The sequence below is a fragment of the Mycobacterium sp. NPDC003323 genome (assembly GCF_053589535.1).
The window spans coordinates 306,400-327,335 of record NZ_JBSFSB010000004.1 but is presented as its reverse complement, the minus strand read 5'-3'; the positions used below and the strand labels follow the sequence as shown (position 1 = coordinate 327,335).

19 protein-coding genes are annotated in these 20,936 nt (G+C 68.3%); 9 read left to right on the top strand and 10 right to left on the bottom strand.

Features of this window, described 5'->3' with window-relative positions; genetic code table 11:
• Positions 1-186: 186 nt before the first annotated feature.
• The 7 genes from ACWDUN_RS13740 to ACWDUN_RS13710 all read right to left on the bottom strand — a co-directional run bounded on the left by ACWDUN_RS13740 (position 187) and on the right by ACWDUN_RS13710 (position 6,900).
• A complete protein-coding gene (locus ACWDUN_RS13740; protein ID WP_449929408.1) occupies positions 187-669 on the bottom strand; it encodes a DUF456 domain-containing protein in 483 nt (160 codons plus the stop codon).
• 123 nt (positions 670-792) lie between these two features.
• The gene (locus ACWDUN_RS13735; protein ID WP_449929407.1) at positions 793-1,755 is read right to left on the bottom strand and encodes an NADPH:quinone oxidoreductase family protein; all 963 of its coding nucleotides are present in this window, start codon (positions 1,753-1,755) and stop codon (positions 793-795) included.
• Positions 1,752-2,615 (bottom strand): SDR family oxidoreductase, encoded by an 864-nt coding sequence (locus ACWDUN_RS13730; protein WP_449929405.1) that lies wholly within the window; start codon positions 2,613-2,615, stop codon positions 1,752-1,754. Before ACWDUN_RS13730 ends, ACWDUN_RS13735 begins: the two co-directional genes overlap by 4 nt.
• 97 nt (positions 2,616-2,712) lie before the next feature.
• The gene (locus tag ACWDUN_RS13725; RefSeq protein ID WP_449929403.1) at positions 2,713-4,116 is read right to left on the bottom strand and encodes an aldehyde dehydrogenase family protein; all 1,404 of its coding nucleotides are present in this window, start codon (positions 4,114-4,116) and stop codon (positions 2,713-2,715) included.
• Between the two features lie 91 nt (positions 4,117-4,207).
• Positions 4,208-5,149, bottom strand: coding sequence for a class I SAM-dependent methyltransferase (locus tag ACWDUN_RS13720; protein WP_449929401.1), 942 nt, complete (start codon positions 5,147-5,149; stop codon positions 4,208-4,210).
• 61 nt (positions 5,150-5,210) lie between these two features.
• Positions 5,211-5,846: a TetR/AcrR family transcriptional regulator gene (locus tag ACWDUN_RS13715; RefSeq protein WP_449929399.1), complete on the bottom strand. Its 636-nt coding sequence runs from the start codon at positions 5,844-5,846 to the stop codon at positions 5,211-5,213.
• Positions 5,847-5,928: 82 nt separating this feature from the next.
• Entirely contained in the window at positions 5,929-6,900 is a 972-nt protein-coding gene (locus ACWDUN_RS13710) for a pirin family protein (protein ID WP_449929397.1), read from the bottom strand.
• 105 nt (positions 6,901-7,005) lie between these two features.
• On the opposite strand from ACWDUN_RS13710, the gene ACWDUN_RS13705 reads away from it, so the two are divergent.
• Entirely contained in the window at positions 7,006-7,173 is a 168-nt protein-coding gene (locus tag ACWDUN_RS13705) for a hypothetical protein (RefSeq protein ID WP_449929562.1), read from the top strand.
• Between the two features lie 64 nt (positions 7,174-7,237).
• Here the strand turns inward: ACWDUN_RS13705 and ACWDUN_RS13700 are convergent, their stop codons facing one another.
• Complete coding sequence (locus ACWDUN_RS13700; RefSeq protein ID WP_449929395.1) at positions 7,238-8,980, bottom strand: phosphoenolpyruvate--protein phosphotransferase; 1,743 nt, start codon at positions 8,978-8,980, stop codon at positions 7,238-7,240.
• Between the two features lie 36 nt (positions 8,981-9,016).
• Here ACWDUN_RS13700 and ACWDUN_RS13695 point away from each other — a divergent pair, with 36 nt between their 5' ends.
• The 8 genes from ACWDUN_RS13695 (at position 9,017) to ACWDUN_RS13660 (ending at position 17,929) form a co-directional block, all read left to right on the top strand.
• On the top strand, positions 9,017-9,796 hold the full coding sequence (locus tag ACWDUN_RS13695) for a DeoR/GlpR family DNA-binding transcription regulator (RefSeq protein WP_449929393.1): 780 nt from the start codon (positions 9,017-9,019) through the stop codon (positions 9,794-9,796).
• Positions 9,793-10,770, top strand: a complete 978-nt coding sequence (locus ACWDUN_RS13690) for a 1-phosphofructokinase family hexose kinase (RefSeq protein WP_449929391.1) — start codon at positions 9,793-9,795, stop codon at positions 10,768-10,770. Before ACWDUN_RS13695 ends, ACWDUN_RS13690 begins: the two co-directional genes overlap by 4 nt.
• Before the next feature lie 21 nt (positions 10,771-10,791).
• Positions 10,792-12,768 (top strand): PTS fructose transporter subunit IIABC, encoded by a 1,977-nt coding sequence (locus tag ACWDUN_RS13685; RefSeq protein ID WP_449929389.1) that lies wholly within the window; start codon positions 10,792-10,794, stop codon positions 12,766-12,768.
• Positions 12,769-12,805: 37 nt separating this feature from the next.
• Positions 12,806-13,063 (top strand): HPr family phosphocarrier protein, encoded by a 258-nt coding sequence (locus ACWDUN_RS13680; RefSeq protein WP_449929387.1) that lies wholly within the window; start codon positions 12,806-12,808, stop codon positions 13,061-13,063.
• Between the two features lie 171 nt (positions 13,064-13,234).
• Entirely contained in the window at positions 13,235-14,608 is a 1,374-nt protein-coding gene (gene mycP / locus ACWDUN_RS13675; protein ID WP_449929386.1) for a type VII secretion-associated serine protease mycosin, read from the top strand.
• Positions 14,605-16,008, top strand: coding sequence for a type VII secretion protein EccE (gene eccE / locus ACWDUN_RS13670; RefSeq protein ID WP_449929384.1), 1,404 nt, complete (start codon positions 14,605-14,607; stop codon positions 16,006-16,008). Before mycP ends, eccE begins: the two co-directional genes overlap by 4 nt.
• Positions 16,005-17,609, top strand: a complete 1,605-nt coding sequence (locus ACWDUN_RS13665) for a PPE domain-containing protein (protein WP_449929382.1) — start codon at positions 16,005-16,007, stop codon at positions 17,607-17,609. The genes eccE and ACWDUN_RS13665 overlap by 4 nt, the downstream gene beginning before the upstream one ends.
• Positions 17,606-17,929: a YbaB/EbfC family nucleoid-associated protein gene (locus tag ACWDUN_RS13660; protein WP_449929380.1), complete on the top strand. Its 324-nt coding sequence runs from the start codon at positions 17,606-17,608 to the stop codon at positions 17,927-17,929. Before ACWDUN_RS13665 ends, ACWDUN_RS13660 begins: the two co-directional genes overlap by 4 nt.
• On the opposite strand, the gene eccD is transcribed toward ACWDUN_RS13660, so the two are convergent.
• Both eccD and ACWDUN_RS13650 read right to left on the bottom strand, forming a co-directional pair.
• Positions 17,926-19,464: a type VII secretion integral membrane protein EccD gene (gene eccD, locus ACWDUN_RS13655; RefSeq protein ID WP_449929378.1), complete on the bottom strand. Its 1,539-nt coding sequence runs from the start codon at positions 19,462-19,464 to the stop codon at positions 17,926-17,928. The two genes, ACWDUN_RS13660 and eccD, sit on opposite strands and share 4 nt — an antisense overlap.
• Complete coding sequence (locus ACWDUN_RS13650; protein WP_449929376.1) at positions 19,461-20,885, bottom strand: MinD/ParA family ATP-binding protein; 1,425 nt, start codon at positions 20,883-20,885, stop codon at positions 19,461-19,463. The genes eccD and ACWDUN_RS13650 overlap by 4 nt, the downstream gene beginning before the upstream one ends.
• Positions 20,886-20,936 lie beyond the last annotated feature (51 nt).

Below are 20,936 nucleotides of genomic sequence, written 5' to 3'. Positions count from 1 at the left end.
AGACCTGTTCCCGCGGACGCTCCGGTGGCGGGTTCGACGTCGGAGACCTTGAGCCGGTTCTCGCTCAGGGTGCCGGTCTTGTCGAAGCACACCACATCGACGCGCGTGGGGAGTACCCGGTCACCTGAGCGCTTACACGCCCGTCAATCGACGATTCGGAACGTGCGTGTACCGCAATCGTTTTCGCTAACTGGCCACCACGCCGACCACCCAGGTGATCGTCGCCAGCAGCGCGCCGGCCAATTCCACGCCGACCGACAGGGCCACGCCCTTGAGCGCATGCACCGTCGACGCCCAGGCACGCGTCGGGTCACGGCGCAACGCCAGCTCGGCCAGGTACACGCCGAGCACGAACCCGATGAGCAGTCCGATGACGGGGATGACGAAGAACCCGACGATGCCGGCAATCGCGCCGAGCAGCAACACCGATGTGCGCACCTCGGCCCGCCGCATGCGCTGCACCGGCCAGGTGTACTTGATGACCTCGGCCGCCACGAACAACGCGGCCGCGATACCGAACGTCACCCACGAGGTGGTGGTGCCCACGACGTAGGCCCACACCCCGATCGCACCGATGACCAACAGCCCGCCGGGCAAGATCGGCACGATGATGCCGACCAGACCGACGGCGATGGCCAGCGCGACCAGGATGATCCCCAGGGTGCTCACGGCACGAATCTACGTGGTGCACGCCCGGTTGGCGGCGCCGCACGACACGCGAAAGACGCCTACCCGTTGCACGATGCCGCTACGACGCAACGGATACGCGTGTTTCGACGTGGTAAGCGCCGTCTAGGGCTCCAGGACGAGCTTGCCGTGGATCTTGCCGTCGGCGAGCGCCTGTAACGCGGCGGCGCCGTCGGCCAGCGGATACCGCACCGGTGGCGGTGGACGCAGACCCGCCCGGACCAGTTCGGCCAAACCCGCCGCCATCTCGGCACCGGCTCCCGGCGTCACCCGCGCGAACTCGCCCCAGCCGACGCCGACCACGCTGATATTGCGCAGCAGCAGCCGATTCACCTTGACGGTCGGGATGGCGCCGGCGGCGAACCCGATGACCAGGAGCCGGCCCTCGGGCGCCAATACCCGCACGGCCTCGTCGAACGGATCGCCACCGACGGGATCCACCACCATGTCAACCCCGCGGCCGCCGGTGGCTTCCAGCACCGCCTGCCGCCAGCCGTCGGCCAGCGGCAGCACCACGTCGGCACCCAGGCCCGCCACGAACTCCATGGCGTCGGGACGGTGCACCATGGCGACGACCGTGGCACCGAGGGCCTTGGCGATCTGGATGCTCGCCACCCCGATGCCGCCGGCGGAGCCGAGCACCAGTACCGTTTCGCCGGGCTGCAGCGCACCGCGGCGGGTCAGCGCGAAGTACATGGTGGTGTAGTTGCCCAGCAGGCACACCGCCGAGGCGTCGTCGATGCCCTCGGGCACCGGTTGCAGCGAATCCGGAGCCACGGCAACCTGTTCGGCGTAGCCGCCGATCATGGTGAACCCCGAAACCCGCTGCCCGACGCTGAACCCGGAGTCCGCGGGGGCGGACCGCACGGTGCCCGCAACCTCCAGGCCCGGGGTGAACGGCGGTTCCAGCCGCAACTGGTACTCGCCGCGGGTCAGCAGCAGGTCGGGGAAGCAGACGCCGGCCGCACCGACGTCGACGATCACCGCACCACCGGGTGCGGGAGCGTCGACGTCGGTGTAGACCAGTCCGGCCGGCCCTGAGAGATCCTGCGCTACAAGAGCTTTCATCCGAGCTTGAAGCTGGCCTGCTGCGCCGCCGACAGGTCGGTGATCTCGCCCCACTTGGCGGCCACCTCGTCGACCGAGGGCACCTCACCGAAGGTGACACCGTCGTTCTGGAACAGCGCGGTGCGCTGCACCTTGCCGCCGCCGACGATGAAGACCGAGTCGGTGTCGGCCAGTTCCTCGGTCATCAGGTAGGCCACGATCGGGGCGACGTACTCGGGCGTGAGCTTCTCGAAGACCTCCGGCGGCAGGATGTCCTGCGTCATCCGGGTCGCCGCGATCGGCGCGATGGCATTGGTCTTGATGTTGTATTTGGCACCCTCCTGGGCCAAGGTGTTGATCAATCCCACCAGCCCCAGCTTGGCCGCTCCGTAGTTGGCCTGGCCGAAGTTGCCGAACAGGCCGCTGGTCGAGGTGGCGACCACGACGCGTCCGAAACTCTGCTCACGAAAATGCGGCCAGGCCGCGCGGATGACGTTGTAGCCGCCGTAGAGATGCACCTTCAGCACGGCATCCCAGGCTTCGAAGGTCATCTTGTGGAAGGTGCCGTCGCGCAGGATTCCCGCGTTGCTGACCACGCCGTCGACCTTGCCGAACTCGTCGATCGCGGTCTTGATGATGTTCTCCGCGCCCTCGGATTCGGCGACGCTGTCGTAGTTGGCGACCGCGCGACCACCGGCGGCCTTGATCTCCTCGACCACCTGATCGGCCATGTTGTGTCCGGCACCGGTGCCGTCGCGGGCACCACCGAGGTCGTTGACCACGACGCTGGCGCCCTCGCGGGCCAGCGTCAGGGCGTACTCACGACCGAGTCCACCACCGGCACCGGTGACGACGACAACGCGATCCTGCACTCCGGGCATGGGATTCCTCTCTCAAAGACTGACAGGCATGACGTACCGAGACGTTCCATCTCTGTATACGTCGCGGGGCTGGGCCGTGGTGACCCGGGTCACCGACTCAGAACAGCTTGCGGGCCAGCTTCCACGCCTTCTGTGTGTACGGCGGGTAGATCAACTTGCCCAGGTCCGGACGAGTCGGCTTGGTCAGCACCGACTTTCGGTGGCTGAACTCCTCGAAACCATAACGGCCGTGGTAAGCGCCGATACCGGACGGTCCGACCCCGCCGAACGGCAGCTTGGTGGTGGCGAAGTGGAAGATCAAGTGGTTGACCACCATGCCACCGGCGGGCACCTCGCGGATCACCCGCTCGCGTACCGCCTTGGCCCTGGTGAACAGGTAGGCCGCCAGCGGCTTGGGTCGTGCGTTGACGAATTCGATTGCCTCATCGAGGTTTTGGACCGTGACGATGGGCAACACCGGACCGAAGATCTCGTCGGTCATCAGCGGCTCGTGCAACGACGGGTCGACGACGACCGTCGCGTCGAGTTCCAGCGCCGCCGGGTCCGAACCGCCGCCGATGACGACGTCGCCCTCGGTGGCGGCCACCGCGGATGCCAGCCGATCGAAGTGGCGACGGTTGACGATCCGCTTACCGCCGGTCGCCTCGGACTCGAACGTCTGCACGGCGGCCTTGATCTTGGTGACCAGTTCGTCGCGGATCGAGGCGTCGGCCAGCACATAGTCCGGCGCGATGCAGATCTGACCGGAGTTGATCAGCTTGGTCCAGGCGATGCGTTGTGCGGCGACGTCGATATCGGCGTCGGCGGCCACGATCACCGGGCTCTTCCCACCGAGTTCCAGCGTCACCGGGGTCAGGTGCGCCGCGGCGGCCTGGTACACCTTGCGGCCGATCTCGGTGCCGCCGGTGAAACAGATCTTGTCGAAGCCCTGATCGATGAGCTCCTGGCTGACCGCGCCATCGCCCTCGACGACCACCACGGCCTCCGGGTCCAGATACCTGGGCACCAGTTCGGCCATCAGGGCAGACGATGCAGGCGCCAATTCCGAGGGCTTGAGTGCCACCGTGTTGCCGGCGGCCAGAGCGCCCACGGCCGGACCAAGCGTCAGCGCGAACGGGAAATTCCAGGCGCCGATGACGAGCACGGTGCCATAGGGCTCGTATTCGACCCATCCCATGCCGGGCAACTGCGACAACTCCAGGAGTCGGTAGCGGCGTTTGGCCCACTTACCGATGTTCTTGGCGGCGTCGGCCGCCTCGGCCGCCGTGCTGGCGACGTCGGCCAGCCAGGCCTCGAACGGCTGGCGACCGAGATCGGACTTCAGCGCCGCGGCGATGGCGTCCTCGTTGTCGACGACGAGGCTTTCCAGCGCGCGTAGTTGGTGACGGCGCCAGTCGAGGTCACGGGTGCGGCCGCCGGCGTAGGCGGCGCGCAGCCCGGCGACGACCGTCGGGATATCGGTCCTTGCGGCTGACACGGGCACATCGGCGTGCATGGTCATCGGATCGTCCTTCCGAGGAGAGGAATCCTGATCCTAACCAGTTGGTCGGTCGAGCCGTAAGACCCGATTCCGACCGTCGACAAGCCCGCGGTCAACGTCGCGTGGCAGTCACGAACTGCGAGAAGGCGTCATCGTCGGGGGTGTCCGGGCCGTCCGGCAGCGCCCACCGGTCCAGCCTGCGCATCTCGTCGGCCGACTTCACACCGGCGCTATCCCAGCCGTGCTCGGCCAGCCAGGCGGCCAGATCGGCGCGGTCAGGGTCGTGGTACATCAGTTCGGCGACATCGACACTGTCGGGCAAACCGAACTTCTCGCGGATCTCCTCGAACCGCTCCTTCATCTGCCGGCGGCGTTCCTCGGCCTGCACCGGAGCGGTCTCCGCCGCGATGCGGCTGCCGGCAGCGCTCAGTGCGGTGATCTGTTCGAACAACCGGTCCTGCGCGTCGGCCGGTAGGTACATCAGCAGGCCCTCCGCCAGCCAGGCCGTCGGCTCTGACTCATCGAATCCGCTGTCACGCAAGGCAGTCGGCCAGTCCTGTCGCAGATCGACGGCCACCTCGCGACGGGTCGCGGTCGGCTGCACGGCGTGCTCGGTCAGCACCGTCTCCTTGAACTCCAGCACCTTGGGCTGGTCGATCTCGAACACCGTGGTGCCGACCGGCCAGTCCAACCGGTATGCGCGCGAATCCAAACCGGAGGCCAGAATGACCATCTGCCGGATGCCCGAGTCGGCGGCCGCGGTGAAGTAATCGTCGAAGAACTTGGTGCGCACCGCCTGGTAACTGCCCATGTGGGTGAAGATCAGCGCCGCCTCGGGGTCGATCTCGGTGGCCCGAGTGACGAATTCGTCGTCCATCATGAGGCTCCAGGGCCCGCCGCCGGCCGCGTCGACGAGGGTGCGCGCGTACGGATCGGAGATCAGCGGATCGGCCGCCGCGGTCTCGGCGGCGCGGGCCGCGGCCACCATGACCGCGGTGGTACCGACACTGGTGGCGATGTCCCAGCTGTCATCGTGCGTGCGCAATGAACTCATGACGCCATGCTACCGACTAGTTAGGTCGGCTATACGCCCCTCAACGGGCACTGCGGCCCAGTTACTCGGCCGGCTTCCACAACTTGTTTGCCAACAGCAATTCCAACTGAGCTATGACGGCCTGCAACTGGTCGTGCGTGCCGACATAACCGGCGTAGAAACCCATTCCCCACATCACCGCGACCAACATCTCGACCAAGATCTCGACATCGGTATCGGTGGTTAGCTCGCCGTTGTCGACGGCCTCCTTGACCGCCCAGCGGACGAACTCCCGGGAATTGGCCAACGAGTCATGGTCGTCCTGGCTGAGCTCAGGGTGCCGCTGGGCCTCCAGCACCGAGGTCACCAAAAAGGCCGCGACCGACCGATCCTTGCTGTCGGCTTGCACCGCGATCGAGAAGAACGCCGACAACCGCCGCAGCAGGGTGGGCTCCGACCTGGCCCGTTCGATACCGGCCTCGAGCACACCGGCATTGGTGTGCTCGACCACCTCTCGGTACAGCACGCGCTTGCTCGAGAAGTAGTGATTGATGGCCGGCCGGGTCAGGTCCGACCGGACGGCGATCGCCTGGAATGTTGCTGCGTCATAACCCAGTTCGCTGAACACCTCGCGGGCAGCCTGCAGGATCCGCTCACGGGTTTCGGCGGCCTTGGCGGCCGGCGGACGACCCGGACCCCTGCTGGCTATATGCGGCACAGTCAAATTGTGCCACAGATCACCGGGCCCACCATCACCGAATGGTTGCACACTGACCGTTCACGGCGACTTCAGCAAACACTCAGCGGACCCGGTGCGGCATCAACGCGTCCGGCGGGAGAGATCCGAAGCGGCCGGCATTGAAATCCTCCAGCGCCTGCAGGACCTCCGACTTGGAGTTCATCACGAAGGGTCCGTACTGCACGACCGGTTCCCTGATCGGCCGCCCGCCGAGCAGCAGCACCTCGAGTGCCGGCCGGTTGCCGTCCTGACCGGAGTCCGCACCGACGACAATGCGGTCCCCGGGTCCCAGCACGGCCAGCTGACCCTGCTGGATCGGGTGCCCGACCGGCCCGACGGCGCCACGGCCCGACAGCACGTACACCAGCGCGTTGAAGGTCCGGTCCCACGGCAGGCTCAGCCGAGCGCCTGGCTCGATGGTGCTGTGCGCCAACGTGATAGGCGTATGAGTGGCGCCGGGACCGACATGCCCGTCAAGATCCCCGGCGATGACGCGCACCAGCGCGCCGCCGTCGTCGGAGGACAGCAGCTTGGCCTCCGGCCCCTCGATCGACTGGTAGCGCGGCGTGGCGAACTTGTCTGTGCGCGGCAGGTTCACCCACAACTGCACGCCGTGGAACAGGCCGCCGCTCTCGACCAGTTCGGCAGGCGGTGTCTCGATGTGCAGGATGCCGGCACCGGCGGTCATCCACTGGGTGGCGCCGTCGGCGATCAATCCGCCACCGCCATGCGAATCCTGATGGGCGAAGCGGCCGTCCAGCATGTATGTCACCGTCTCGAAACCGCGATGCGGATGCCAGTCGGTGCCGCGGGGCTCACCGGGTTGGTATTCGATCTCGCCCATCTGGTCCATGTGGATGAACGGGTCGAGGTCGGTGGCGCTCACTCCGGCGAAGGCGCGTACGACGGGAAAGCCCTCACCCTCGTATCCGCGGGGGCCGGTGGTGATGGAACGGACGGGGCGGTCGGTGTCGGCCGGGCTCGGCCCGGCGATGCGGGGAAGGGTCAAGGTGTCGGCTGTGATGGCAGGCATGCCCCATGTAACCGGACTGCGGTCCGATTCATTCCGCGCTCGATTGTTTGAGGATTGACGGAACGGGCAATTCCCCCGTGCGTCAGCGCTTCTGCCCTACGACAGATGGAACTCACCATGATTGTGCTCGGCGTCATCTTGTTGATCATCGGCTACTTCACCAGCCTGTCGATCCTGTACACGATCGGGGGAATTCTGGTCGTGGTCGGCGTGGTGCTCTGGATTCTCGGCGCAGTCGGCCGCCCGGTCGGCGGCCGAAAAGCCTGGTACTAACCCCGGCATCACCCCTGCTCGCCGCGAGCCGTGTCACCCCACGCACGCTCGCGGCGAGCCTGCTTCAGCTCAGTACCGCGTTCGCCGCGGCCCGGGCGTCGGCCGCACTGGCGGTCGACAACACGGCCTGGGCTGCGGTCTGACATTCCTCCAGGGTCACTCCCGCCAGCGCCGCACCCACACCTGGGACCGCGGTCGCCGCGGCCGACAGCGAACTCACGCCCATACCCACCAGCACGCACGCCAGCAACGGATCGGCCGCGGCCTCACCGCACACGCCCACCGGCTTGCCTGCGGTGGCACCGGCCCGTGCGGTCAGATCCACCAGGCGCAGGACACCCGGCTGCCAGGGATCGGTGAGTGTCGCCAGTTCGGCCGACATGCGATCGGCGGCCATCGTGTACTGGGCGAGATCATTGGTCCCGATGGACAGGAAGTCGACGTGTTCCAGGATATGGCCGGCCAGCAGCGCGGCCGCCGGGATCTCGATCATGACCCCGGGCGTCAGACCGAGCGAACGCGCCTGATCGGCAAAGTTTTTCGCTTCATCGGGGGTGGCGATCATCGGTGCCATCACCCACGGGTCACTACCGGTCGCCTCGGCTGCGGCGGCGATGGATTCCAGCTGGCGGGTCATCAATCCGGGGTTACCGAAGGAGATCCGGACCCCGCGCACACCCAGCGCCGGGTTGGCCTCATCGGGATGCCCCGCGAACTTGAGCGGCTTGTCCGAGCCCGCGTCCAGTGTGCGGATGACCACCTTGCGGCCCTCGAAAGCCGTCAACACCTCGCCGTATATACGGGCCTGCTCCTCGACCGACGGCTCCGAATCGCGGTTCAGAAAGCACAATTCGGTGCGGAACAGACCGACGCCCTCGGCCGGGGTCTCCCGTGCCGCCCGCGCCGCGGCGCCGTCCTGCACATTGGCCAGCACCGCGACCACGTGACCGTCGGCGGTGGCACCGGGCCCCTTCCACCGCGCGACCCGTTGCGCCTCGGCACGCGAGGTCGCCACGGCGCGTTCGGCCTCGGCGGCATCCGGGGCGACGGTCACCGTGCCGCGCGCACCGTCGACCATGACCGGCACGCCGGCCGCCACATCGTCGAGTCCGTCGACGGCGACCACGCACGGAATCCCCAACTGCCGCGCGATGATCGCGGTGTGACTGGTCGGCCCGCCGAGGGTGGTGGCCAACGCGACGACCAGCGCCGGGTCCAGCCCGGCGGTGTCAGCCGGGGCCAGATCCTCGGCGCACAGCACCGAGGGCACGTCGGGCATCGGCACACCTGGTTCCGGAAGGCCGGCCAGTTGCGCGAGCACGCGGTCGCGGACATCGCGCAGATCGGTCACCCGCTCGGCCATCAGGTCACCGGCCTTGGCCAACGCATCAGCGATCTTGCCGATCGCCCCGCCGACGGCCTGCTGGGCCGGGCTACCCGCGGTGATGCGCTTCTCGGCGTCCTTGAGCCAGGCGCGGTCCTGGGCCAGTGCCGCGGTGGTCGCCAGCACCTCGGAGGCGACCCCGGTCGCGTGCGCGGCCCGGTCGCGCAGGCGCGAGGCGACGGTGGCCGCGGCGTCCTTCAGGCGCTCGACCTCGGCGGGCCGGTCAGCCTCGGCCACATCGACGGTGGCCTCTGCGGCGACCGTCGGCCGGGCGCCGGGGCGGATCACCGGTGCGTAGGCGACACCGGCGACCACCGGCACACCCGTCAGAACCTTCGAGTCAGTCACGGGAGAAGAACTCATGTGATTCAGATTACAGAAAAGCATTGACAAGTCAACAGAACCAGGCGTAAAACCACACATATCAACATTTCAGCAGCTCGTGCCGGACGGAGTGCGATGTACGCCGAGGAACGCCAGCATGCGATCGCCGCTTTGGTGATCCAGCAGGGACGCGCCTCGGTCGCAGAGTTGGCCACCGCCTATGACGTCACCACCGAAACCGTGCGCCGCGACCTGGCGGTGCTGCACAAGGCCGGCCTGGTGCGAAGGGTGCACGGTGGCGCGGTGCCCGCGCGCGCCCTGCATCTGGTCGAGCAGGACGTCGACGAACGCGACGCCACCCGCGCGGCCCACAAGGACGCCATCGCCGCGGCGTCGACCGAGTTCTTTCCCGTCGGCGGTGGCAGCGTGCTGCTCGACGCCGGCACCACCACCAGCCGCATCGCCGCGCTGCTCCCCACCGACCGCGATCTGGTGGTCGTCACCAACTCCATCCCGGTGGCCGGCCGACTGTCGACCGTACGGTCGGTGTCACTGCAGTTGCTCGGCGGTCGGGTACGTGGGCTCACCCAGGCATGCGTCGGTGAGCAGGCCCTGCAGACCCTGGAGAACCTGCGCGTCGACATCGCGTTCATCGGCACCAACGGAATGTCCGCCCGCCACGGCCTGTCCACCCCCGACGCCGATGAGGCCGCCATCAAGCGGGCCATGGTCAGATGCGCCAACTACGTTGTGGTGGTCGCAGATTCGACCAAGATGGGTCGCGAGGAGCTCCACAGCTTCGCACCGCTGTCCTGCGTCGACGCGCTGATCACCGACACCGAACTCGACACCGACGCCCGCGCCGAACTCACCGGCCTGGGCATCGACATCACCTGCGCAGGAGCCAACGCATGATCGTCACGGTCACCCCGAATCCCAGCATCGACCGCACCCTCACCCTGCCGGGGACGTTGACCCGTGGGGCGGTGCACCGGATCAATTCGGTGACCGACGAGCCCGGCGGCAAAGGTGTCAACGTCGCGCGTGCGCTCGGGCTGGCCGGGTTGCAGACCGTCGCCGTCCTACCCGCCGCCGACGACGACGCGATCCTGGCCGCGTTGCGATCTGCCGGGGTCCCCTTCACCGCGGTGCCCGTGTCCCATGCTGTGCGGACCAACCTCACCGTGACCGAACACGACGGCACCACAACCAAACTGAACGCTCCGGGCGCGCGGATGGACGCCGCCGCGCTGGAGGCGCTGGCCCGCACCGTCGTCGGCTCGGCGCGCACGGCATCCTGGGTGATCTTGTCGGGGTCGTTGCCGCCGGGCGTGCCCGACGGGTGGTACGCCGACGTCGTGGCCGAGTTGGCCGGCCTGGACTGTCGCGTCGCCGTGGACACCTCCGACGCCCCGCTGACCGCGTTGGCCGCCGCCTTCGGCACCGCGGCGCCCGATGTCATCAAACCCAATGCCGAGGAACTCGCCGGCCTGACCGGAACGTCCGGTCAGGAGCTCGAAGATGCTGTGGCACAAGGTGATCCAGGGCCTGTCGTGACCGCGGCCCAGCAACTTATCGAGCGCGGCGCCCGCAGCATCCTGGTCACCCTCGGCGCCGCCGGCGCCGTGCTCGTCGAACCGTCCGGGAGCTGGCTGGCAACCCCGCCGCCGATCACGCCGCGCAGCACCGTGGGTGCCGGCGACTCCTCGCTGGCCGGTTACGTACGGGCCGAACAGGCCGGTGCCGCCCCCGCCGACCGGCTGCGGATGGCCGTGGCCTATGGCAGCGCCGCGGCGGCGCTGCCCGGCTCCGCACTGCCCTCACCCGACCAGCTCGATCTCGATGCCGTTCCGGTGCGGGCCATTTCACCCGCACACACCGAATCCTGACCCGCACAGAAAGTCCACTCCATGTCCAGTTCATCCCCGGTGATCAGCACCGATCTGGTCCTGCTCGACGTCGACGCGGGCACCGACAAGGAGGCCGTGATCGGCCGGCTCGCCGGACTGCTCGCCGACGCCGGCCGAACCGCCGACGCCGACGGTTTGATCGCCGCCGCGATGAATCGCGAGGCACAGTCGGCGACCGGTCTGCCCGGCGGTATCGCCATTCCGCACTGCCGGTCCCCGCACGTGGACACGCCGACGATCGGCTTCGCCCGATTGGCGCCGGCCGTCGACTTCGGCGCACCGGACGGTCCGGCCGACCTGGTATTCCTCATCGCCGCACCGGAATCCGGCGGATCCGATCATCTGAAGCTGCTGTCCAGCCTGGCGCGTGCGCTGGTGCGCAAGGAGTTCGTGGAGCAGTTGCGCGCGGCGGGGACTCCCGAAGAACTCGTCGGGTTGGTCGACGGGGTGGTGAATCCGGCCCCGGCCGGGCCTGCGGCTGCACCGTCGGCGCCGGCGGCGCCCGCCGAGCCGGCCGGCAAGAAGAGCATCATCGCGATCACCGCCTGCCCGACCGGCATTGCCCACACCTACATGGCCGCCGATGCGCTCAAGCTGGCCGCCGAGCGCGCCGACGTCGACCTGGTGGTGGAGACTCAGGGGTCCTCGGGCAGCACACCGTTGCCTGCCAAGACCATCGCCGCCGCGGACGCCGTCATCTTCGCCACCGATGTCGGGGTCAAGGACCGCGGCCGGTTCGCCGGTAAGCCCGTCATCGCCTCCGGCGTCAAACGGGCCATCAACGAGCCCGACGTCATGATCTCCGAGGCCGTTGCCGCCGCCGACAATCCGACGGCGGCTCGGGTCGAGGGCAGCGGGCCGGCCGACGTTGCCACCGAAGGATCGTCGAATGTCGGTTGGGGCACGCGCACCCGGCAGATCCTGCTCACCGGCGTCAGCTACATGATCCCGTTCGTCGCGGCCGGTGGTCTGCTGATCGCCCTGGGCTTCCTGTTCGGCGGATATGAGATCTCCGATGTCGCCAACGACATCGCCTTGAACAACTCGTTGACCAACCTGCCCGACGGCGGACTGGCCCAGTACCTCGGCGCCATCCTGTTCAGCCTCGGTGGACTGGCATTCGGATTCCTGGTGCCGGCGCTGGCCGGCTACATATCCTTCGCGATCGCCGACCGGCCCGGTATCGCACCGGGTTTCACCGCGGGAGCGCTGGCGGTCTTCGTCGGCGGCGGTTTCATCGGCGGCATCGTCGGCGGTGTCATCGCCGGCTTCACCGCCCTGTGGATCAGCCGCCTCGACGTCCCGCGCTGGCTGCGCGGCCTGATGCCGGTCGTGATCATTCCGCTGGTGGCGTCCCTGGTCGTCGGTCTCATCATGTTCCTGCTCATCGGCCGGCCACTGGCCTTGATCAACACCGGCCTGACCGACTGGCTCAACGGATTGACCGGCACGTCGGCCATCCTGCTCGGCGTGATCTTGGGCCTGATGATGTGCTTCGACCTCGGCGGACCGGTGAACAAGGCGGCCTACGCCTTCGCCACCGCAGGCCTGGCGGCCGCCACCACGGCATCGTTCGAGGTGATGGCGACGGTGATGGCGGCGGGCATGGTGCCCCCGCTGGCCATGGCGCTGGCCACCACCGTCCGGCCGAGCCTGTTCAGCGAACCGGAGAAGGAGAACGGTCGCGCCGCCTGGTTGCTCGGTGCCGCCTTCATCTCCGAGGGCGCCATCCCGTTCGCCGCGGCCGACCCGCTGCGGGTGATCCCGTCGATGATGTTCGGCGGTGCGATCACCGGGGCGCTGTGCATGGCAACCGGTGTGACGCTGCGTGCACCGCATGGCGGCATCTTCGTGTTCTTCGCCATGGGCAACCTGGCCTGGTTCCTGATCTCGTTGGCCATCGGCACCGCGGCTGCCGCCGCCGCCGTCGTCGCCGCCAAACAGTTCGCCAAGCCGCGCCAGCCCGTCGCGGCCTGATCCTGCAGCACCCAACCCCAATAGAAGGAGACACCGAATGCCCGAGAAGACCGTCACCGTCGGATCCTCGATCGGACTGCATGCCCGCCCGGCCGCCATCATCGCCGAGGCCGTCGTCAACTCCGGCGCCGAAGTGACCCTGTCGATGGACGGGGGCGAACCCGTGGACGCCGGTTCGGCACTGATGATCATGACCCTCGGCGCAGGGAACGGTGCCCAGGTGACGGTCAGCTCCGATGACGAGGCCGCACTGGCGACCATCGCCGACCTGGTGACCCAGGATCTCGACGCCTGAGTCGCCGACAAGAAAGCGGAACGCACCCCGCCTACACCCCCGTAAACTTGCTCTGACGAAGGCCGACCTAGGCTGACGTGACACGATGCGTCGCCGAACGGCGGCCTTCGCTTTGCTGCAGGTGTGCCGGCACACCCGCACCCGGGGACTGCAAAGGGGAGTGAACAGACCGTGCGACGCATCGGTGTGCTGCTGGCCACGCTGACGCTGGTGTTGCTGACGGCACCGCCCGCAGTGCTGATCGTCGCGGCTCCGCCGGCGGCGGCGATCGAGCCGCCGGTCATCGATGCGGGGGCCGTACCCCCCGACGAGACAGGTCCGGACCAGCCCACCGAGCAACGTCGTCAGTGCTCGGCGCCGATCGTGTTCCCGAACTCGAACTTCACCGACAGGCCGTGGGCCAGCGAGTATCTGCGACTGGCCGATGCGCAGAAGTTCGCGACCGGCGCCGGGGTCACGGTGGCGGTCATCGACACCGGCGTGAACGGATCGCCCCGGGTGCCAGCCGAACCGGGCGGCGATTTCGTGGACAAGGCCGGCAACGGCATGTCCGACTGCGACTCGCACGGCACGCTGACCGCGGCGATCATCGCCGGTCGGCCGGCGCCCACCGATGCCTTCGTCGGCGTCGCGCCCGAGGCGCGGATCCTGTCGTTGCGCCAGACGTCGGACAACTTCCAGCCGGTGGGCGCGCGACAGGACCCGAACAACCCGAACACCACCCAGACCGCGGGATCGCTGCGCAGCCTTGCCCGTTCGATCGTGCACGCCGCCAATCTCGGCGCCCAGGTCATCAACATCAGCGAGGCGGCCTGCTACAAGGCGACCCGCCCGATCGATGAGGCCACCGTCGGGGCGGCCATCAACTTCGCGGTGAACATCAAGGGCGCCATCGTCATCGTCGCCGCCGGCAACACCGGTCAGGACTGTACGCAGAACCCGCCTCCGGAGGCCGACGAACCCGATGATCCGCGCGGTTGGCGTCAGGTCCAGACCATCGTGTCGCCGGCCTGGTACTCGCCGCTGGTTCTCACCGTCGGCGGGATCGGGCAGACCGGCCAGCCCAGCACGTTCTCCATGTCGGGTCCGTGGGTCGATGCCGCCGCGCCGGCGGAGAACATCACCGCGCTGGGTTATGACGGCAACCCGGTCAACGCCCTGGCCGGTGCAGACGGGCCCATCCCGATCGCCGGCACCTCGTTCGCCGCGGCTTACGTGTCCGGGCTGGCCGCCCTGCTCAAACAGCGTTTCCCGGAGCTGACCCCGGCGCAGATCATGCACCGGATCACGGCGACGGCACGCCATCCCGGCGGCGGTGTGGACAACTACGTCGGGGCCGGTGTCATCGACCCGGTCGCGGCACTGACCTGGGACGTGCCCGCCGGTCCGAAGGTCGCTCCCTACCGGGTGAAGCAGTTGCCGCCGCCGGTGGTGGTCGTGCCGCCGGACCGCGGACCGATCACCATGGTCGTGCTGGCCGGGGCCGGCCTTGCGCTGGTGCTGGGCATCGGGGCCGTGGCCAGGCGCGCGATGAGGCGTCGATGAAGGAGTTCCTCGGTCAGTTCGGATTTCGGTTCACCACCGGGCATCTGCTGTGGGCGGCGGTGCTCATCCCGGCGTTGATCGGAGTCTTCAACACCCTCGATCTACTGTGGGTGGGCATCACGCTGAGCGTCGTCCTGGCGATCGCGACGACGCTGACCGTCCGGGGCCGACGCTTCACCGGCTGGATCGCCGCCCTGTTCTCCTGGCGACGACGGTTGGCCACGCCGCCGGTACCGCCGTCGGAACCCGCAGTCGGTGCCACCGTGCTGCCCGGGGATCACGTCGCGGTGCGCTGGCAGGACGACTACCTGATCGCGCTGATCGAACTCGTCCCGCGGCCGTTCACACCGACCGTGCTCGTCGATGGTGAGGCGTTCACCGATGACGTGGTGGACACCCGAGTCGTCGAACAGTTGATCTCGGCGCATTGCCCGGAATTGGAGGCAGACGTCGTCGCTGCCGGATACCGGGTCGGCAAGACCGCGCCGGCCAACCTGGTGGCGCTCTACGACCAGGTGGTGGGCCCGTACCCGGCGCCGGCGAACCGGCGGACCTGGATCGTGCTGCGTGCCGACCCGGAGAAGACCCGTCGGCCTGCCCTGCGCCGCGATACCGGGGTGTCCGGTCTGGCCCGCTATCTGGTGTCCTCGGCCACCCGCATCGCAGATCAGTTGGCGGCCAACGGCGTCGACGCGCGATGCGGGCGTAGCTTCGACGACTTCGACCGGGCCACCGAGATCAGCTTCGAGCGCGAGTCCTGGTCGTCGATCAAGGGCCGCAGCAGCTTCACCGTTGCGTACGTCGCACCGGGCGGGCCCGACGTGTGGTGGTCGGCACGCGCCGATCACACCCTCACCCGGGTCCGCATCCGTCCCGGGCACGCACCCACCACCACGGTCCTGTTGACCACGCTTGCCAATCCGACGACCCCGCGCGGCTTCTCGTGTCTGTTCGGTGGGCAACGGGCGGCGCTGCTGGGCGAGAGTCCGGTGACCGACCGCCATTACGAGTTGCCCATCGGTTCGGCCGGCGTGCTGATCGGTGAGACCGCCGATCGGTATCCGGTGTACATGCCGTTCGACGATGTGGATGTCAGTATCAACCTCGGTGACGCCCGACTGTTCACCCAGTTCGTGATCCGGTCGGCGGCGGCGGGCGGCGTAGTGACGCTGAGTCCGCAATTCGGAGAGTTCACCGGCTTCGTCAACGGCCGCATCGGGCAGGTGGCCAAGGTCTCCTGGCCGAACTCCACGACCTACCTCGGCCCGCATCCTGGGGTCGGACGGGTTGTGCTGCGCAGCAACTTCATCGAGACCCCACGGCACAGTCAGTTGCCCATCCGGCTGATCAACCCGCGCGAGGAGAGTCGCTATCAGATGGCGTTGGAGGGGGTGTCATGACGGGGTCGTTGAATGTCGAACCCGCAGACCTGCGGGGTAAGGCCGCCACTCTCGACGTGCCGCTGCCGCCCGCCCCTGAGAACCCGCAACCGCCATGCGGTTTGGCCCTTGCCGGTGTCGCCGTCGCGCAGATCACTGCCGAGGGTGACGGGATGAAGGCCTTCATCGCAGCGGGCCAGCAGGAAGCACAGCTACTGTCGAAGGCGTTGGCCGGTGCCGCCGATGTCTACGAGCGAACTGATGAAGCCGGGCGCGCGGCGATCGAGGGCACCGCGGGGCAGATTGCGAACGTCGACATACCGGTGCCCGACATCTCGATCCCGCAACCACACATGCCCATAGGAGCCTGTCCGGCGCCGCCGGGATACCTCGACGTCGAGACGGCTGCGCAGCAGATCACCCAGCCGGACCAGGCCGCGACGCTGGATGCGGTCGCCCAGGAATGGAATGGCTACGGCGCCAAGCTGACCGAGCGTGCAGGGGATTTCGACCTCGACTCCGTGAACTGGGAGGGCACCGCCGCCGAGATGGCCGGTACCGCTTTGCGTCGCCACAAGGAGTGGCTGCAACAAATGGCTGCTGCCGCAACCGAGATCGCCGAGCACGCCCGCGACCTCGCCGAAGTACACCGCAAGGCGGTCGCCGAGCACCCGACCGTCGCCGAAGTTCAGGCAATCAGCGCGCAACTGCGCATGACCACCGACGCAGCGCAGATGTCGTTGTTGATGGCGGAGTATCAGAAGCTGCAGGCACGCTCCGAGGAGGTGCTCGGCGAGTACGCCGCGCAGTCGGCGATCAAGGCGGTCAATCCGCCGACACCGCCGATCCGAGAGGCGTTGAGTCCGCGAAAGGGTGACCGCGGCAAGAGTAAGAAGACATTCGACCGCGGGCCGGACGTCGAAGCGAACATGCTTGAGGAGCAGGGTCCGGGAACTGGTACTGATGGTGGATCCGGCGCCGGCGGGGGAACAGGTGGTCCCCCATCACAGCAGCCGACGGGTCTGCCACCGACTGCGCAGCCACAGCCCGATCCGGCCCAGTCCGGTGCCGGATCGCCGGCTGGGATGGGCGCTCCCTCGGGCGGCGCTCCCTCCGGTGGAGCACCATCCGGCGGTGGCAGCCCGGCCGGTGGCGGCAAGCCGGGCGGAGGCCTACCCGGCGGGGGCCTGCCCGGTGGAGGTCTGCCGGGCGGCTCACCCGAGACGGGCCTGCCCGACCTCGGCCTTGACGACCCCGGGGTGTCCCCGGCCGGTCTCGGCGGCGGTTCCGCAGGGGGTTCGGGCGGTGGTGGCGGCGGTGGTGTTCCGTCGATGCCGTTGCAGCCCAACGTCGGAGCCGAGACGGTTGCACCGGCGCCGGCAAACGGGGGCGCGCGCGCAGGCACCGGTTCCGGTGCCATCCCGGCCTCGGCCATGGGTGGCGGGATGGGTATGGGCGGTATGGGGGGCATGGGCCACGGCGGCGCCCAACAGGGCCAGCAGAAGCGCCGCGACCCGCGCTTCGCTCCCGATGAGGAGCTGTACACCGAGGACCGTCCCTATACCGAGCCGGTCATCGGTAACCGGCGGCGCAAGGACGTGCAGGACAAGGAGCCCAAGTGAGCGAGCAGATGCATCCGGAGGTGGCAGCCGTCCTGCGTCAAGCAGGTCGGCTTCAGGAACTGATGGATCAGCAGCTACACAAGATGGCTACCGAAAAATTCACCGCCACAGATGAATCCGACACCGTCGAGGTCACCCTGAACGGCCATCACCGCCTGGTCGACGTCTATCTGGCCGACGGCGTGTTGCGGCTCGGTTCACACACCGTGGAAGAACGCATCAACGAGGCGCTGCGCAACGCCACCGAGGTGGCCGCCGAATCGGTTGCCGCCGACCGTGATCGGCTCAACGATGCGGTCGCGGAGATCACTGCGGACTAGAAGCGCAGGTTGCGCAGCATGTCGTAGACGCCGGCGATCCATAGCAGCAACGGGATGACCGCGGCAATGGATGCCCCGTCGAGCAGCTCGAAGATCCGCTTGGTCACCGGCGACAGACGGTTGACATTGTCGGTGGCCCCCACCGTGATCAAGGCGACCGCGGCGAGCAGCACATAGATCGCCATCACCAGCCATGCCCGGTCCGGGTTCCACAGACACAACCGGATCATCACACCCGTCGGGACCGCCACCGTCACGCCCATCAACGCCCAGGCGCACCACCGTTCGGCGTACAGACGGGAACGGAAACCACAGATGACGGTGACCAGCCCGGCGACGATCATGCTGTGCACGAAGAAGTGGCCCTGCACGACCACGGTGACGGCACCGGCGGCCAGCACCACGGCGCCGGCAGTCAGGAATCCGATGAGCAGTTGCTTGGACAGCTGGCTGCGCTCGGTCAGTCGCGCAGCCGAATCGGGGACCGAGGCGATGATCGCCTGCCAGGTGGGGGTTTCCTCGTCTGCGATGTCCGGCCGCGAAATCGGGTCCAGTAGTTCGTCGTTCGCGACCGCTTCACCTGGGGCCGGGATCGGCGGTAGCGCGATGCGCGCGACCGCGACGGTCAGCTTGGCGGCATTGGTCACCACGATGAGTCCGAAGGCGATCGCACCGGCGGGAACCCACGCCTGGCCGCCGTAACCGAAAGCGACGGCCGCGGCGGTGATCGCCACGGTCATCACCGCGCCGAAGGCCGCGATGCTGGCCCGCCTCCGCGGACCGCCCCGCGTGGCCAGGATGTACAACAACGCCACCGCGGCGGCACCGGCAACCTGCGGCGCACCCAGGCCGTCGGCCTCGCGCGGCAACGGCACCGCCAGCGCCGCGGCACCGGCCAGCACGGGAAGCGCCGCCACCAACAGGCTTTCGGCCAACTGCACGTTCTGATATCGCGAGCGGGACACCAGACCGCCGGTCAACAGACCCAGGCCCAGCACCGCCAAGGCGACCGCCCACCACCAGGACTTGCCCGACTGCGTCCAGGCCACCAGGGACATCACGGTGGCGATGATCGATACCGCCGGGATGGCGAGGCCGACGAAGCGGTTCAGGGCGCGACGGTCGAACTCCGGAGATTCGTCGAGCACCGCGATGGCGTCGATGACGTCCTCGACCAGGGGGCGGTACCGCTCGGTGCGGCTCACCGACACCAGGGTCAGCAACGCGCCATCGACAACTCCGGCGTCGTCGAGGGATTCGCTCGCCTTCATCGGAGGTGCACCCGGACGCGCAAAGGCCCAGACGCCCTGGGCCTTGAAGTCGAAGCCCGCCAGCACATCTGGCGGTGAATCGTCCAGCAGTTCGGCCAGCACCGAGACCGTCTCATCGATATAGGTCTCGATCGGCGCCGATGCGGGCAGCACCAGATCGGTCATTCGACGTCCGGTCAGGATGGTGACCCGAGTGGTGGAAGGCCGCCCGGGTGTCACCGACGATGTACTTGTCGCCCCCGACGGCGCCGCGGTCGCGGTCAACGCCGTTCGAGCCGGTCGAAGTCGTCGGACAGCCCCGCGGCCAGTTCCAGGATCCGGCGCTGGAACGTCTTGCCGAGCAGGTCCAGCTGGATCTCGGTGCCTGCCGCGATGTGCTTGTCCCAGGGCAGCACCACGACGCGACCCGGTGGCACGTGCCGTTCGAACTGCTGCACCAGGTCCTCGACATCGATGTTGGTCTTGCCCGGGGTGACATGGTTGATCACCACGCAGGACCGACCGAGCAGGTCCTGGTAACCGTTCTGGCGCAACCAGTCCATCGTCACGGCGGCCTGCCGGGCACCGTCGATCGAGGCGCTGGCGACGATGACCATGCCCGAGACGGTGGCGAGCACACCGCGCGAGGCCGGCTGGAACAACCCGGCACCGCAGTCGGCCAGCACCAGGTTGTAGTACCGGGACACCACGCTGACGGCGCCCTTCCAGTCCTCTTCGTTGAATTCGCGACGAGCCGCGCTGTACTCCTCGGAGGACAGCACCTCCAGGTTCGCCGCGTTCATGCTGGTGTACGCGCGGATGTCGTTGTAGCGGGACAACTCCTTGTCCGACAACAGATCCGCGATGGTGGCCGCGGACTGCCGGCCGGCCCGATCGGCGAGGTTGCCGCAGTCCGGGTCGGCGTCGATGGCCAGGATGCGGTCACCGCGGACGCGGCTCAACGCCGATCCGAGAGCCACCGTCACCGCGGTCTTGCCGACGCCGCCCTTCAGACCGAAGACACCGATCTGGTACGAGTCGCGCGCATTGCGCCGCACGCGAGCTTGTAGGTCCATCTCGTAGAGCTCGTCGGGCGACGGGCCCATGTTGATGCGGGTGAACATGTAGAGCCAATGCCGCCAGCCGCGCTGGGAGGGCATCTTGACCGCGGTGCGGACACCCACGTGCGAGAGGGCGTCGATGGCGCGATGGTTGCCCATGGTGGCGGGCGATGTCGGAGCCGGCTGCCCGGTCGGCGCCGGCGCACTCGACGGCGTCCACGACACGTCCTGTGTCTCGTTGTAGTGCGCACTCGGCGCCGGTGCCGGCGCCGTGCGCGGCGCGGAAGCCGGCGGCGCGAACTTCTGCTCCTCATATCGAGCGCCGGTGGACTGACCGGCCTGCGGGCTGCGCATCATGCCGTTCTGCACGTGCTGCGGCCCGGTGACCGGAATCTGGCTGGTGATCTCGGAGGCGCGGGGCGGAGGTACCGCCGAGCCGGTCTGTGGCGGAGCCGCCGACGCCTGGGTTTGAGCGGGCGTGATCGGCATCGGTGGCGGCGTGCGATCACCGCCGTAACCCGAGCCGCCGGCGCCGGATGCGTTGACGGGCATCGGCGGAGCGCTGTCGCGGTGGGCCGCCGCGTCCTCATCGGCGGCATCAGACGCGCCGGAGGAGTGGAACAACCGGTCATAGTCGGCCGACATAAGCACCTCTCAAGGTCGTGCTGTTGCAGTAACGCACAGAGTGGGCGGACG

Excerpts from the sequence above, each read along its gene's own strand:
- eccE (WP_449929384.1), top strand. The coding sequence starts at position 14,605 with ATGAAGGAGTTCCTCGGTCAGTTCGGATTTCGGTTCACCACCGGGCAT.
- ACWDUN_RS13695 (WP_449929393.1), top strand. The coding sequence starts at position 9,017 with ATGTACGCCGAGGAACGCCAGCATGCGATCGCCGCTTTGGTGATCCAG.
- ACWDUN_RS13705 (WP_449929562.1), top strand. The coding sequence starts at position 7,006 with ATGGAACTCACCATGATTGTGCTCGGCGTCATCTTGTTGATCATCGGC.
- ACWDUN_RS13665 (WP_449929382.1), top strand. The coding sequence starts at position 16,005 with ATGACGGGGTCGTTGAATGTCGAACCCGCAGACCTGCGGGGTAAGGCC.
- ACWDUN_RS13685 (WP_449929389.1), top strand. The coding sequence starts at position 10,792 with ATGTCCAGTTCATCCCCGGTGATCAGCACCGATCTGGTCCTGCTCGAC.
- ACWDUN_RS13650 (WP_449929376.1), bottom strand. The coding sequence starts at position 20,885 with ATGTCGGCCGACTATGACCGGTTGTTCCACTCCTCCGGCGCGTCTGAT.
- ACWDUN_RS13720 (WP_449929401.1), bottom strand. The coding sequence starts at position 5,149 with ATGAGTTCATTGCGCACGCACGATGACAGCTGGGACATCGCCACCAGT.
- ACWDUN_RS13700 (WP_449929395.1), bottom strand. The coding sequence starts at position 8,980 with ATGTGTGGTTTTACGCCTGGTTCTGTTGACTTGTCAATGCTTTTCTGT.
- ACWDUN_RS13735 (WP_449929407.1), bottom strand. The coding sequence starts at position 1,755 with ATGAAAGCTCTTGTAGCGCAGGATCTCTCAGGGCCGGCCGGACTGGTC.
- ACWDUN_RS13680 (WP_449929387.1), top strand. The coding sequence starts at position 12,806 with ATGCCCGAGAAGACCGTCACCGTCGGATCCTCGATCGGACTGCATGCC.
- ACWDUN_RS13690 (WP_449929391.1), top strand. The coding sequence starts at position 9,793 with ATGATCGTCACGGTCACCCCGAATCCCAGCATCGACCGCACCCTCACC.
- ACWDUN_RS13725 (WP_449929403.1), bottom strand. The coding sequence starts at position 4,116 with ATGACCATGCACGCCGATGTGCCCGTGTCAGCCGCAAGGACCGATATC.
- ACWDUN_RS13730 (WP_449929405.1), bottom strand. The coding sequence starts at position 2,615 with ATGCCCGGAGTGCAGGATCGCGTTGTCGTCGTCACCGGTGCCGGTGGT.
- ACWDUN_RS13710 (WP_449929397.1), bottom strand. The coding sequence starts at position 6,900 with ATGCCTGCCATCACAGCCGACACCTTGACCCTTCCCCGCATCGCCGGG.